The sequence below is a fragment of the Cellulomonas sp. ICMP 17802 genome, assembly GCF_041295535.1.
Lineage (GTDB): Bacteria > Actinomycetota > Actinomycetes > Actinomycetales > Cellulomonadaceae > Cellulomonas.
The window spans coordinates 162390-175505 of record NZ_JBGFQZ010000002.1; the positions used below are offsets into that span (position 1 = coordinate 162390).

12 protein-coding genes are annotated in these 13116 nt (G+C 74.2%); 7 read left to right on the forward strand and 5 right to left on the reverse strand.

Annotated features, from left to right (window positions below; genetic code table 11):
* Positions 1-155: 155 nt before the first annotated feature.
* From AB5970_RS04375 to AB5970_RS04395, 5 genes are all read left to right on the forward strand, one after another.
* Positions 156-821, forward strand: coding sequence for a class II aldolase/adducin family protein (locus tag AB5970_RS04375; protein ID WP_370502684.1), 666 nt, complete (start codon positions 156-158; stop codon positions 819-821).
* A 95-nt stretch (positions 822-916) separates the two neighbouring features.
* Positions 917-1690, forward strand: a complete 774-nt coding sequence (locus tag AB5970_RS04380; RefSeq protein WP_370502685.1) for an SDR family oxidoreductase — start codon at positions 917-919, stop codon at positions 1688-1690.
* Between the two features lie 141 nt (positions 1691-1831).
* A complete protein-coding gene (locus tag AB5970_RS04385; RefSeq protein WP_370502686.1) occupies positions 1832-2590 on the forward strand; it encodes a 3-ketoacyl-ACP reductase in 759 nt (252 codons plus the stop codon).
* Entirely contained in the window at positions 2590-4578 is a 1989-nt protein-coding gene (locus AB5970_RS04390; RefSeq protein WP_370502687.1) for an FAD-binding protein, read from the forward strand. The genes AB5970_RS04385 and AB5970_RS04390 overlap by 1 nt, the downstream gene beginning before the upstream one ends.
* A complete protein-coding gene (locus tag AB5970_RS04395; protein WP_370502688.1) occupies positions 4578-5813 on the forward strand; it encodes an SGNH/GDSL hydrolase family protein in 1236 nt (411 codons plus the stop codon). Before AB5970_RS04390 ends, AB5970_RS04395 begins: the two co-directional genes overlap by 1 nt.
* Here AB5970_RS04395 and AB5970_RS04400 read toward each other — a convergent pair.
* From AB5970_RS04400 to AB5970_RS04420, 5 genes are all read right to left on the reverse strand, one after another.
* A complete protein-coding gene (locus AB5970_RS04400) occupies positions 5718-6077 on the reverse strand; it encodes an SHOCT domain-containing protein (protein ID WP_370502689.1) in 360 nt (119 codons plus the stop codon). The two genes, AB5970_RS04395 and AB5970_RS04400, sit on opposite strands and share 96 nt — an antisense overlap.
* A 51-nt stretch (positions 6078-6128) precedes the next feature.
* Positions 6129-6971, reverse strand: coding sequence for a sugar phosphate isomerase/epimerase family protein (locus tag AB5970_RS04405; RefSeq protein ID WP_370502690.1), 843 nt, complete (start codon positions 6969-6971; stop codon positions 6129-6131).
* A complete protein-coding gene (locus AB5970_RS04410; protein ID WP_370502691.1) occupies positions 6968-8131 on the reverse strand; it encodes a Gfo/Idh/MocA family protein in 1164 nt (387 codons plus the stop codon). Before AB5970_RS04410 ends, AB5970_RS04405 begins: the two co-directional genes overlap by 4 nt.
* 114 nt (positions 8132-8245) lie before the next feature.
* Positions 8246-9751: a mannitol dehydrogenase family protein gene (locus AB5970_RS04415; protein WP_370502692.1), complete on the reverse strand. Its 1506-nt coding sequence runs from the start codon at positions 9749-9751 to the stop codon at positions 8246-8248.
* A complete protein-coding gene (locus AB5970_RS04420; protein WP_370502693.1) occupies positions 9748-10809 on the reverse strand; it encodes a LacI family DNA-binding transcriptional regulator in 1062 nt (353 codons plus the stop codon). The genes AB5970_RS04415 and AB5970_RS04420 overlap by 4 nt, the downstream gene beginning before the upstream one ends.
* A 179-nt stretch (positions 10810-10988) precedes the next feature.
* Here AB5970_RS04420 and uxaC point away from each other — a divergent pair, with 179 nt between their 5' ends.
* Positions 10989-12479 carry a glucuronate isomerase gene (gene uxaC, locus AB5970_RS04425; protein WP_370502694.1) on the forward strand — a complete coding sequence of 497 codons (1491 nt, stop codon included), beginning with the start codon at positions 10989-10991 and terminating at the stop codon, positions 12477-12479.
* Complete coding sequence (eda, locus tag AB5970_RS04430) at positions 12476-13105, forward strand: bifunctional 4-hydroxy-2-oxoglutarate aldolase/2-dehydro-3-deoxy-phosphogluconate aldolase (RefSeq protein ID WP_370502695.1); 630 nt, start codon at positions 12476-12478, stop codon at positions 13103-13105. Before uxaC ends, eda begins: the two co-directional genes overlap by 4 nt.
* Positions 13106-13116 lie beyond the last annotated feature (11 nt).

Consider the following 13116-nt stretch of genomic DNA (forward strand, 5'->3'; position numbering starts at 1 on the left):
AGGACCGACGCGCGGGGCCGCTGCGGACGGATCCGCGCGCCGGTGGTGCCATCGTGCCGGGCGCGTCTCGGCCGTCGCGAGGACCAAGGTCCCTCGCCGCCCGCCCACCGGCACGGAATCCTGGTTGAAAGGATTCAACCAGGAAGGCCACCGCCATGCTCCAGCCGACGATCTCCCGGGCCTCGGTGCAGGTCCGCGAGGAGATCCTCTACTACTGCCGCGAGTCCGTCCGGTCCGGCCTCAACTTCAACACCCAGGGCAACATCAGCGTCCGCCTGCCCGCCGACGACGGCACCGAGGCGATCGTGATCACGCCGTCGGACGTCCGCTACGACGCGATGACCCCGGACGACATGGTGGTCGTCGCCCTGGACGGCACGGTGCTCGAGGGCGACCTGCTCCCGTCGACCGAGCTGCCGGTGCACCTGGCGCACTATCGCCGGCGGCCTGACGCGCAGGCCATCGTGCACACCGAGTCGACGTTCGTGAACGTGCTGGGCGCCCTGGGCCGGCGGATCGACCCGGTGCTGCTCAACATGGTCCTGTACGCCAAGGGTCCGGTGCCGGTGATGCCCTTCGAGTTCTCCACCAACGCCGACTTCGGGCGGCGCAGCGCCGAGCTGATGGGCGACGACGTCAACGCGGTCGTCTGGGCCAACCACGGGCTGCTGTCGGTCGGCGTCTCGCTCAAGCTCGCGTTCAAGGTGGCCGTCGCGGTCGAGGAGAACGCCGAGGTGCTGCACCACGCGAGCCTCGCCGGCACGCCCCGCGTGCTGGTCTACGACCAGATCGACGTCCCCGCGGGTGCGCGCCTGCCCTGAGGGGGTCGAAGGTCCGTATCCCCGGGGCCGGCACGGTTCCTAGCGTGGAGACGAGGCCCCTCGAAGGCGTCGGGCCCAGTCCCGAGGGAGTCGTCATGCGCACCGTCGTCATCACCGGATCGGCATCGGGCATCGGGCTCGCGACCGCAGAGATCCTGCGTGATCGCGGCGACCGGGTCATCGGCGTGGACCTCCACGACGCGGACGTCACCGTCGACCTCACCACCGCCGAGGGCCGGGCCTCCCTGGTCGAGCAGGTCCGGGAGCTCAGCGGCGGCACCGTGGACGCGGTGATCGCCAACGCCGGCCTGGCGCTGCCCGTCGCAGCCACCGTGGCCGTCAACTTCTTCGGCGCCGTGGCCACCCTCGACGGGCTGCGCCCGTTGCTGCTGGCCTCCGACGCCCCGCGCGCCGCGCTCACCAGCTCCATGGCGAGCCTCATGCCGCACGACGACCTGCTGGTGGACGCCGCGCTGGCCGGCGACGAGTCCAAGGCCATGGCCCGCGCGCAGGAGCTGGTCGACGCCGGCCTGGGGCAGCTGATCTACGCGTCGAGCAAGGTCGCGCTGAGCCGGTGGATGCGCCGGGTCGCGGCGGCGGCGGCGTGGGCGGGCGCGGGCATCCCGCTGAACGGGATCGGCCCGGGGATCGTCGAGACGCCGATGACGGCGGAGATGATCGCGACCGAGGAGCAGCGCACCGCGATGGCCGACATGGTCCCCATGCCGCTCCACGGGTACATGCAGCCCGACGTCCCGGGCCACCTGCTCGCGTGGCTGGTCAGCGAGGAGAACACCCACCTCTGCGGGCAGCTGGTCTTCGTCGACGGCGGGTCCGACGTGGTGCTCCGGGGCGACAGCACCTGGTGAGCCTCGGGCAGCGGGCGCCCGTTCCATCCGTGCGGCCCACGTCGTCGGACGGAAAGCGCTTGCCCTCGACCGTCCTCCCGTGGCACGATCGAGACCGACGCGCAGGTCACGCGCGCGTCCCGCACACGAGAGAAGGCAACGATGCCGGCAGTCGCACTGGTCACCGGGGGCAATCGGGGGATCGGCCTCGGGATCACGCAGCGGCTGCTCGCCGACGGCTTCGCCGTGTCGATCCTGGCCACGCGCGAGGAGCCGACCGAGCTGCTGGAGTCGTTGGGCGCGCCCGGTCGGGTGCGCTACGTGCGCGGGTCGGTGGCCGACCTCGAGGACCACGCCCGGTTCGTCGACGACGCGGTCGAGGCCTGGGGTCGCCTCGACCTGCTGGTGAACAACGCCGGGGTCGCTCCAGCCGTGCGGGCGGACCTCCTCGAGGCCGGCCCCGAGAGCTTCGACCGCGTGCTGGGCATCAACCTGCGCGGTCCGTACTTCCTCACGCAGACGTTCGCCAACCGCGTGATCGCGCTGGGCTCCGACACCCTCCCGCGCGCCACCGTCATCAACGTGTCGAGCATCTCGGCGACCGCGGTGTCCACCAACCGCGGCGAGTACTGCGTCTCCAAGGCCGGCGTCGCCATGGCCACGCAGCTGTTCGCGGTGCGTCTGGCCCCCGCGGGCATCGTCGTCTACGAGGTGCGGCCGGGCGTGATCGCGACCGACATGACCGCGGGCGTCACCGAGAAGTACGACGCACTGATCGAGGAGGGGCTCGCGCCCATCAACCGCTGGGGCCGGCCGTCCGACGTCGCGGGCGCCGTGTCGCTCCTCGCCTCCGGCCAGACCCCGTACTCCACCGGCGAGGTGTTCCACGTCGACGGCGGCATGCACATCCCGGTGCTGTGATGGACCGGCTGGACGGGGTTCCCGTCGTCACCGTCAACACGGTCGTCGTCGGCACCGGCTCCGCCGGGTTCTGCGCGGCCGACCGCCTGTGGGAGCTGGGCCAGACCGACGTCGTCATGGTGGCCGACAAGGTCAACGCGGGGTCGTCGCGCAACGCGGGCTCGGACAAGCAGACGTACTACAAGCTCACGCTGTCGGGCGGCGACGGCGACTCCGTGCGGGAGATGGCCGAGACGCTCTACGCGGGCGGGGCGATGGACGGCGACAACGCGCTGGCCGAGGCGGCCCTGAGCGCCCGCGGCTTCCTGCGCCTGTGCGACCTCGGCGTGCCGTTCCCGCAGAACCGGTACGGCGAGTTCATCGGCTACAAGACCGACCACGACCCCCGGCGTCGGGCCACGTCCGTCGGCCCGTACACCAGCCGGTCGATGGTCGAGCAGCTGGAGAAGAAGGTCCACCGCAACGGCACGCGGATCTACGACGAGTGCCGCGTGGTCGACGTGATCGTGCACGACGGCGCCGTGGCCGGGCTGCTGGTGCTGCGGACCGACGTGCCGCACGACGGCGTCGAGAGCCCGTTCCTGCTGTTCCGGTGCACCAACCTCGTCTACGCCACCGGCGGCCCGGCCGGGATGTACGCGACGCGCGTCTTCCCGCACGGCCAGTGGGGGGCGTCCGGTGCCGCCTACCGGGCCGGCGTGCACGGCAAGAACCTCACCGAGTGGCAGTTCGGGCTGGCATCCACCCACCCGCGCTGGAACGTCTCGGGCACGTACATGCAGGTCATCCCCACGTTCGTGTCGACGGACGCCGACGGGGGCGACGAGCGGGAGTTCCTCACCGAGGCCGTCGGCGACTACGGGCAGCTCCTGTCGCTGGTGTTCCTCAAGGGGTACCAGTGGCCGTTCGACATCCGGAAGGCGCGCGACGGCTCCTCGCTGATCGACCTGCTCGTCTACCGCGAGACCGTGCTGCGCGGGCGGCGGGTGTTCCTCGACTTCCGTCGCAACCCCGTCCGCCCCGACCTCGACCCGAGCGCGCTGAGCCCCGAGGCGTACGAGTACCTCGACCGGGCCGGCGTCCTCTTCGGGACGCCGATCGAGCGGCTGCGGCGCATGAACGAGCCCGCGTACCAGTTCTACCTGGGCAAGAACCCGTACGTGGACCTCGAGACGACCATGCTCGAGGTCGACGTCTGCGCGCAGCACAACAACGGCGGGCTCGTGGTCGACGCGTGGTGGCAGTCCAACGTCGAGGGCTTCTTCCCGGTGGGCGAGGCCGGCGGCGCGCACGGCGTCTACCGTCCCGGGGGCGCGGCGCTGAACAGCGGGCAGGTGGGCGCGACGAGGGCGGCGCAGTTCATCGCCGCGCGCCGCTCGGCCGGTCCGGGGCCGTTCGACGAGGCGGCGAGGCCCGTGCTCGACGCCGCGCTCGCGCTCGTCGCGGCCTCCACGGCGCGCGCCTCCGACGGCGTCGCCGACAACACCGGCGACCTCCTCCACGAGGTCCAGGCGCTCATGAGCGCCAAGGCCGGGCCGGTCCGCTCGGAGGCGTCGATCCGCGAGGCGCTCGCGCAGGTGCACGACTGGCTGTCGTCCTTCGAGGCGACCGTGTCCGCCGACGCCTCGTCGCGCCGCTCGGTCAACCGCGTCTTCCTCGTCCGCGACATCCTCACCAGCGCGTACGTCTACCTCGCGGCCATGGCCGACTACGTCGCGCACGGCGGCCGGTCGCGCGGCTCGGTCCTCTACACCGACGCCTCCGGCGAGCTCCCGCACGGGCTCGAGCAGCTGCCCGACGTCTTCCGGTTCGCCCTCGACGGCGGCGCGCTGGACGACGAGGTGCAGGAGGCGTCGTGGGTGCCGTCCGCCGACGACCCCGCGGGTGAGCCGGTCTTCCGCTGGCGCCCCCGCCGGCCGATCCCGCAGGACGACGACTTCTTCGAGAACGTCTGGCGCGAGTTCCGCGACCACGGGAACGTCTTCTGATGCGGCTCGCGCTGCCCGACCCGCGCGTCGAGGTCCGCGGGGCGGCGTGGCTGGAGGGCGGGCTGCCCCACCGGCTCCCCGCCTGGGTGCGGCCGCAGCTGCCCGACGACTTCGCGGCGATGGTCGAGGCGCAGCCGGCCGGCGTCCGGCTGCGCTTCCGTACCGCGGCCCGCTCGGTGCGTCTGGACGTGCGGGTGCTCCGCGTCGCGGTCGCCCCCCAGCCGCCCGCGGCGCCCCAGCCGTACGGCCTGCTGGTGGATGGCGCCGAGGTCGCGGGCGCCGCCGCGGGGGAGTCGGGCGTCGTCGACCTCGAGCCCGTGCGCGGCACCACCGTCGAGCGCCCGGGACCCGTCACCTCCGTCGAGCTGGCCCTCGGCGGGGACGGTCGGTCCGTGCGCGACGTCGAGGTGTGGCTGCCGCACGGCGAGACGACGACGCTCGTCGCCCTGGACGCCGACGCCGACATCGAGCCACCGAGCCCGGTCGCCGCCCCGCGCTGGGTGCACCACGGCTCGTCGATCAGCCACGGCGCGGGCGCGGACACCCCGCTCGGCACGTGGCCCGCGGTCGCCGCGCGTGCCGCCGGCCTGGACCTGGTGAACCTGGGGTTCTCCGGCAACGCGCTGCTCGACCCGTTCGTGGCCCGCGCGATCCGGGACCAGCGCGCCGACGTCATCACGCTCAAGCTCGGCATCAACGTGGTCAACCACGACGCGATGCGCCTGCGGTCGTTCGTCCCCGCGGTGCACGGCTTCCTGGACACCGTCCGCGAGGGCCACCCGACCACGCCGGTGGTCGTCGTCTCGCCGCTGCTCTGCCCGCTCGTCGAGGACACTCCCGGACCCACCTCGCTGGACCCGGCCGACCCCACGGTGTTCCGCACCAGCGGTCACCCGTCCGAGGTCGCCGACGGCAAGCTCTCGCTGACGGTGATCCGGTCGGCCCTCGAGCGGGTGGTCGCCTCGCGCGCCGACGCTGCCCTGACCTACGTCGACGGGCTGTCCCTCTACGGCTGGCCGGAGTGGGACGCCCTGCCGATGCGCGACCTCCTGCACCCGGACGCGCCGGCGCACCGGCTGATCGGCACGCGGTTCGCCGCGGTGCTGGCCGACCTCCTGGCGGAGAGCGCCGACCGCGCGTCAGACCTCGCCGAGGATGCGCTGCCGCATCTCACCGAGCTCGTCGGCGGTGATGAGCCCGCGCTGGTGGAGGTCGACCGCCTCCGCGAGCCGTGACTCCGCCGAGCGCTCCACCGAGCGGTCCGGCGCGAGATCCAGGCGGTGGTGCATCTGCGCGAGGACCTGGGCGTCGGCGGTCAGGGGGTCGAGGCCGGCGTCGCGGAGCACGGTGCGCCGACGGACCGCGACGACGACCGACGAGACGATGCCCACCAGGATCAGGACCGCGACGATCGCGAACACCGCGCTGAAGGCCGCGTCGAAGCCGGTGGGCTGCAGCGGGCTCGGGTCCATCTGGTCCTCCGGGTGGTCGGTCTCCACCGCCGACGCTAGCGGGCCCGACGGTGGCCTGTCCGAGGAACGGGGGCCGGGTCAGAGGTACGGCTGCACGTGCTCCCGGTAGCGCGCGGCCAGGGTGCCGACCGTCTCGTCGCCCGGGGCGTCCCAGACCGACTCGCGGAAGATCTCCACCTCGACGTCGCCGGTGTAGCCGGCCTCGGCCACCCACCGGGTGATCGTCGGGAAGTCGATGTACCCGTCGCCCACGTGCCCGCGCGACAGCAGCGGGTCGGCGGCCAGGGGCAGGATCCAGTCGCACACCTGGTAGCTCGCGATCCTGCCGGCGGCGCCCGCCCGGGCGATCTGCGGCTGCAGGTCCGGGTCCCACCACACGTGGTAGGTGTCGACGACCACGCCGACGACCTCCGCCGGGAACGGCTCCGCGAGGTCGAGCGCCTGGCCCAGCGTCGAGAGGACCGCGCGGTCGGCGGCGAAGATCGGGTGCAGAGGTTCCAGCACGAGCCGGACGCCGTGCCCCGCGGCGAACGGCGCGAGCTCCCCGATCCGGTCGGCCACGCGCCGCCGGGCGCCGACGAGGTCGCGGCTCCCCTCGGGCAGCCCGCCGACGACCATGATCAGCTCGTGCGTGCCGAGCGTCGCGGCCTCGACGATCGCGCGGCGGTTGTCGTCGAGCGCCGCCGTCGCCTCGGCGTCGTCCTCGGCGGTGAGGAAGCCGCCGCGGCACAGCGACGAGACGCGCAGCCCGGCGTCGGCGACGATCTTCGCGGCCTCGGCGAGTCCGACCTCCTGCACGCGGTCCCGCCACACGCCGACCGCGGGGAGCCCGGCGCGCACGGCGCCGTCGACCGCCTCGCGCAGGGTCCAGCGCTTGGTCGTCGCCGTGTTCAGCGACAACCGGCTCAGGTCGGCGGTCACAGCTCGATGGCCGGGACGTCGAGCCGGCGTCCCTCCGCCGACGACCGCAGACCCAGCTCGGCCAGCTGCACGCCGCGCGCGGCCGAGAGCAGGTCGAACCGGTGGGTGCGCCCGGCGACGACGTCGCGCAGGAACTCCTCCCACTGCAGCTTGAACCCGTTGTCCAGGTCGCCGTTGGACGGCACCTCGAGCCACTGGTCGCGGAACGACTCGGTGACCGGGAGGTCCGGGTTCCACACGGGCTTCGGGGTGTGTGCGCGCTGCTGGGCGACGCACTTGTTCAGGCCCGCGACCGCCGACCCGAGCGTGCCGTCGACCTGGAACTCGACCAGCTCGTCGCGGTACACGCGGACGGCCCAGGACGAGTTGATCTGCGCGACCACGGGGTCGCCGCCGGGCGTCTCGATCTCGAAGATGCCGTAGGCGGCGTCGTCGGCGGTGGCGTCGTACGGGTTCCCCTGCTCGTCCCAGCGCGTGGGGATGTGCGTGACGGCCTGCGCGTTCACCGTCCTGACCGTGCCGAGGATGCCCTCCAGCACGTAGTTCCAGTGGCAGAACATGTCGACGACGATGCCGCCGCCGTCCTCCTTGCGGTAGTTCCAGCTGGGGCGCTGGGCCTCCTGGCCGTCGCCCTCGAACACCCAGTAGCCGAACTCCCCGCGCAGCGACAGGATCCGGCCGAAGAAGCCCTCGTCGACGAGCCGGCGCAGCTTGACCAGGCCCGGCAGGTACAGCTTGTCGTGCACGACGCCCGCGGTGACGCCCGTGCTCTCGCGGAGCCGGGCCAGGTCGATCGCGTCCGCCAGCGTCTCGGCCGTCGGCTTCTCGGTGAAGATGTGCTTGCCGGCCTTCATCGCCGCGGCGAGCGCCTCGTACCGGCGGCTGGTCACCTGGGCGTCGAAGTAGACGTCGACGGTCGGGTCCGCGATCACCGCGTCGGCGTCCGTGGTCCAGTGCTCGACCCCGTGCAGCTGCGCGAGCTCCCGCACCTTGTCCGCGTTGCGGCCCACGAGGATCGGCTCGACCTGCACCCGCGTGCCGTCCTCGAGCGTGACGCCGCCCTGGTCGCGGATCGACAGGATCGACCGGACCAGGTGCTGGCGGTAGCCCATCCGGCCCGTGATGCCGTTCATCCCGATGCGCAGGGTGCGAGTCGTCATGGGTGCTGCTCCGAGTGGTCGGGACCGCGGTGTCGGTCGGAGTGGAATGCGCTTTCCAGCGTAGCGCACGCACGCCCGGTGCCGTCAAGGGATCGAGGTCCGGAGCGCTGCCGCTCAGACCGGGTCGGCCACCAGCCCCGCCAGGGCCGAGCGCACCGCCAGCCGGAACGCGTCCTGCCCGGCCAGGTCGTCGCCGAAGACCGCCCGCACGCCGAGCATCCGGTCGGCGAGGGAGTCGAGCGGCCCCGCGGCGGCCTCCGCGAGAGTGCTCGCCAGCGGGTCGTCGAGCGCGACCGGCCGGCCGTCGACGTCGAGCTCGCCCCGCGACGTCGCCCGCACGTAGGCGATCCACGCGGCGACCGTGGTGGCCGACGCCGTGGGGACCGCCCCCGCCGCGAGCCGGTCGCGCACCGTGCCGAGCAGCCGCTGCGGCAGCTTCTGCGACCCGTCCATGGCGACCTGCACGGTCGTGTGGCCGGTGTGCGGGTTGGCGAACCGCGCGAGCACGTCGTCGCGGTACCGGGTCAGGTCCACCCCGTCGGGGGCGACGAGCGTCGGCAGCACGTCCTCGTCCACCAGCGCGCGGACGGCGCCGGCCAGGTCGGGGTCGGCCATCGCCTGCGCGATCGTCGCGTGACCCCGCAGCGCCCCGAGGTACGCGAGCGTGGAGTGGCTGGCGTTCAGCACCCGCAGCTTGGCGCGCTCGTACGGGGCGACGTCGGCGGTCAGGGTGGCCCCGGCGCGCTCCCAGGCCGGCCGCGGCCCGGCGAACGCGTCCTCGACCACCCACTGCGAGAACGGCTCGCCGACCACCAGACCCGCGTCGTCGTGCCCGAGCAGCGCGCGGGCCTGTGCGCGGTGGGCGTCCGTGGTCGCCGGGACGATCCGGTCCACCATCGTCGCCGGGAACCGGACCGAGGCCCCGATCCACGCGCGGAGCGCGTCCGCGCCGGGCACGGCGTCCAGCGTGGCGTGGACGAGGGCGGCCAGGACCGGGCCGTTCTCCGCGAGGTTGTCGCAGCACACCACCGTCAGCGGCCCCGCGTCCCGGCCGTGCCGCAGGGCGAGCCCGCGCAGCAGCAGGCCGAGCGGCGAGCGCGCGGGCCGGACCTCCTGCGGCGCGCCCCGCAGCTCCCCGGCGAGCGCCTCGAGGTCCGCCGCGAGGTCCGGGTCGGCCAGGTCCGGGCCGCCGCCGACCGCTCGCCGGTAGCCCTTCTCGGTGACGGTGAGGGTCACGACGTGCGTGGTCGGCGCGGCGATCCGGTCGAGCACGCGCGCCGTGTCCGTGCCGGGGAACGCGACGTCGCGCAGCGAGCCGACCAGGCGGAGGGACGTCTCGTCGGCGCCCTTGGTGAGCACCCCGTACAGCCCGTCCTGCGGCGCGAGCTGCTCGACCACGCGGCCGCTGCGCTGCGTGACGCCGAGGATCCCCCAGCCGAGCTCGCCGGTCGCCGCCGCCGCGTCCTCGGTGAAGACCGCCTGGTGCGCGCGGTGGAACGCGCCCAGGCCCAGGTGGACGATCCCGACCGTGACCGCGCCCGGGTCGACCACCGGCAGTCGCACGCCCGGTCGCGCCTCGAGCGTCCGCAGCGTGGTGCGCGAGAGGCGGGGGCCGCTCATCGCGCGTCCGTGGCTGCCACGCCGGTCGAGGCACGGACGACGAGCTCGACGCCGATGAGCACCGTGGGCGTGTCGTCCGGCTCGCCGCGGGCGGCTCCCAGCCCCGCGGCCAGGGCGGACTCCGCGACCGTGGGCACCGGACCGGTCTCCACCAGCAGGTCGACGGCGGCCCGGCCGAGCCGGCCCAGCGGGACCGTCACCGTGGTGAGCGCGGGCGAGACGAGCGTCGCGGCGGGGATGTCGTCGTACCCCACCACCGAGACCTCCTCGGGCACCCGGATCCCGCGCGCCCGCAGCCGGCTGAGGATGCCCAGCGCGAGGAGGTCGTTGTGCGCGAGCACCGCCGTGACGCCGCTCGCCGCCACGAGGTCGCCCGCCGCCACGCCGCCGGCGAAGACGGGCGGGAAGTGCCCGAGATCGACCATCTCGACGCTGCGCAGACCGTGCGAGGCGTGCTCCACCCCGCGGCGCCGCTGGGCGTCGGACCACGAGCCGGCCGGCCCGCCGGCGAACCCGATGCGCCGGTGGCCGAGCGCGTGCAGGTGCCGCACCGCCTGGCGGACGCCGTCCGCGTTGTCGATGACGACCGACGGCAGGCCGTCGTGCAGCCGGTTGACCAGGAGCAGCGGGACGCCGCGATCGAGGACGTCGCGGCGCAGCCGGTCGAGCTCGGCCTCGGACATCCGCGGCGAGCACAGGACGACGCCGTCCACCTGGGCGCCCAGGTGCCCGACCAGCTCGGCCTCGAGCCGCGGGTCCTCCTCGGCGTCGGCGACGAGCAGCGCGAAGCCGAGCGCGCGGGCCCGGGCCTGGACGCCCTTGGCGACCGCGGCGAAGAACGGGTTCTCGAGGTCGGGCACGACGAGGCAGAGGTTGCCGGTGCGACCGGTGATGAGCTCGCGCGCGGCGCGGTTGGGCCGGTAGCCGAGCTCACGGGCGATCTGCTGCACGTGCTCGCGGCGCGCGGGGGCGACGAGGTCCGGTGCGCTCAGCGCGCGGGACGCGGTGGCCGGGGACACGCCGGCGGCGCGCGCGACGTCGCGCAGCGTGACCACCACAGGTGCCCTCCCCGATGCCGTCGTCGTTCGATGAATGCGATTGCAGCACGTCGTCGCGCCTGCGGGCAACAGGCATCCCGCGATGCGGGATCCTTCTTGCTGAGGGCTTGTGGTCAGCGGCGACGCCTGGTTGGCTGCGATGAATGCGTTTGCACCGGGAGTCATCCGAGGAGGGTTCGATGGCGGGCGAGGCGGGCTGGTCGCTGCACCCCGACAGGGCATTGCCCAGCGACCCGTCGGTCCGGCCGCTGGCGCGGGAGATCCTCGACGCGACCGCGGGACTGCCCATCGTGTCCATGCACGGCCACGTCGACGCCGGGGTGCTGGCCCGCGACGAGCCGTTCGCGGACCCGGCCTCGCTGCTGGTCACGCCGGACCACTACCTGGTCCGGATGCTGGTGTCGCAGGGCGTGCCCCACGACGCCGTCGGGGTCCCGCGCGGCGACCGGCCGGGGGCGACGGCGGACCCGCGTGAGGTCTGGCGCACGTTCGCCACCCACTGGCCGCTGTTCCAGGGGACGCCGACGCGCTACTGGCTCGAGCACGAGCTGGTCGAGGTGTTCGGCGTCGACGAGCGGCCGTCCGCCGGGTCGGCCGACCGGCTCTTCGACCAGATCTCCGCGCGGCTGGCGGAGCCGGGCTTCCGTCCGCTGGCCCTGTTCGAGCGCTTCGGGCTGGAGACCTTGGCGACGACGGACGCCGCGACGGCCACGCTCGCCGACCACGCGGACCTCGCGGCGCGCGGCTGGGGCGAGCGTGTCGTCCCGACCTTCCGGCCTGACGCCGTCCTGCACGTCGACCGCCCGGGGTGGCGCGCCGACGTCGCGCTGCTGGAGGAGCGGTCGGGGGTGGCCGTCGGGGGCTACCGGGACCTGCTGCGCGCGCTCGAGGAGCGCCGGCGGGCGTTCGTCGCGGCCGGTGCGCGGGCGACCGACCACGGGCACCTGTCGGCGGACACCACGCCGCTGGGCGCCGCCGACGCCGAGCGGATCGTGGCGGCCGCGCTGCGCGGGGACGTGAGCGCGGCCGACGCTCAGGCGTTCTCGGGGCACATGCTGTTCGAGATGGCCCGGATGTCGTCCGAGGACGGCCTCGTGATGCAGCTCCACCCCGGCGTGCTGCGCGACCACGACCGGGCGGTCGCGGCGCTGCGCGGGCCGGACGTGGGGTACGACATCCCGGTGCCGACGGAGTACGTGCGCGGCCTGCGCCCGCTGCTCGAGGCGTTCGGGCACCACCCCGGCCTGCGGCTGGTGCTCTTCACGGTGGACGAGGACACCTTCAGCCGTGAGCTCGCCCCGATCGCGGGGGTGTACCCGGCCGTGCGGCTGGGCGCGCCGTGGTGGTTCCTCGACACCCCCGACGGGATGCGGCGGTTCCGCGAGGCGGTGACCGACACCGCGGGGTTCGCGAACACGACCGGGTTCGTCGACGACACCCGCGCGTTCTGCTCGATCCCCGCGCGGCACGACCTCGCCCGGCGGGTCGACGCCGGCTTCCTGGGGCGGCTGGTGGCGGAGCACCGTCTGGACCTGGACGAGGCGATCGAGACGGCGGTCGACCTCGCGTACCGGATCCCGCGGCAGGCGTATGCTCGACCACGGACGGCAAACGCTTTCCCGTCGGCGACGGGACCCGGCGACGAGCACGGTGCGAAGGAGCACGAGTGAGCGAGATCCTGGAGCGCCTGGCGGCGCACCGACTGGTTCCGGTCGTGGTCATCGACGACGCGGCCCACGCTGACAGGCTCGCCCAGGCGCTCGTCGACGGCGGGCTGCCGGTCGCCGAGGTCACCTTCCGCACTCCGGCCGCGGCCGACGCCATCCGCGTCATGGCCGCGCGCGGCGACCTGCTGGTGGGTGCGGGGACCGTGCTGACGCCGCAGCAGGTCGACGCGGCGGTGGCCGCGGGCGCGTCGTACGTGGTGTCGCCCGGCACCAGCCGCGCGGTCGTGGAGCGGTGCCAGGAGCACGGCGTGCTCGCCCTGCCCGGCGCCGTGACCGCGACCGAGGTGCAGGCGGCCCTCGAGCTCGGCCTCACCACCGTGAAGTTCTTCCCGGCCGGCACGTCCGGCGGCGCCAAGGCCGTGGCCGCCCTCGCGGCCCCGTTCGGCGACGTCGGCTTCGTCCCGACGGGAGGCATCGGCCCCGCGAACCTCGCCGAGTACCTCGCGCTCCCGTCGGTCCGTGCCGTCGGGGGCTCGTGGATGGTCCCGCGCGAGCTGGTGCGCGTGGGCGACCTCGATGCCGTCCGCGACCTGACGGCCGAGGCGGTCAGCCTCGTCGCGCACCCCTAGGAGCTCCGGTC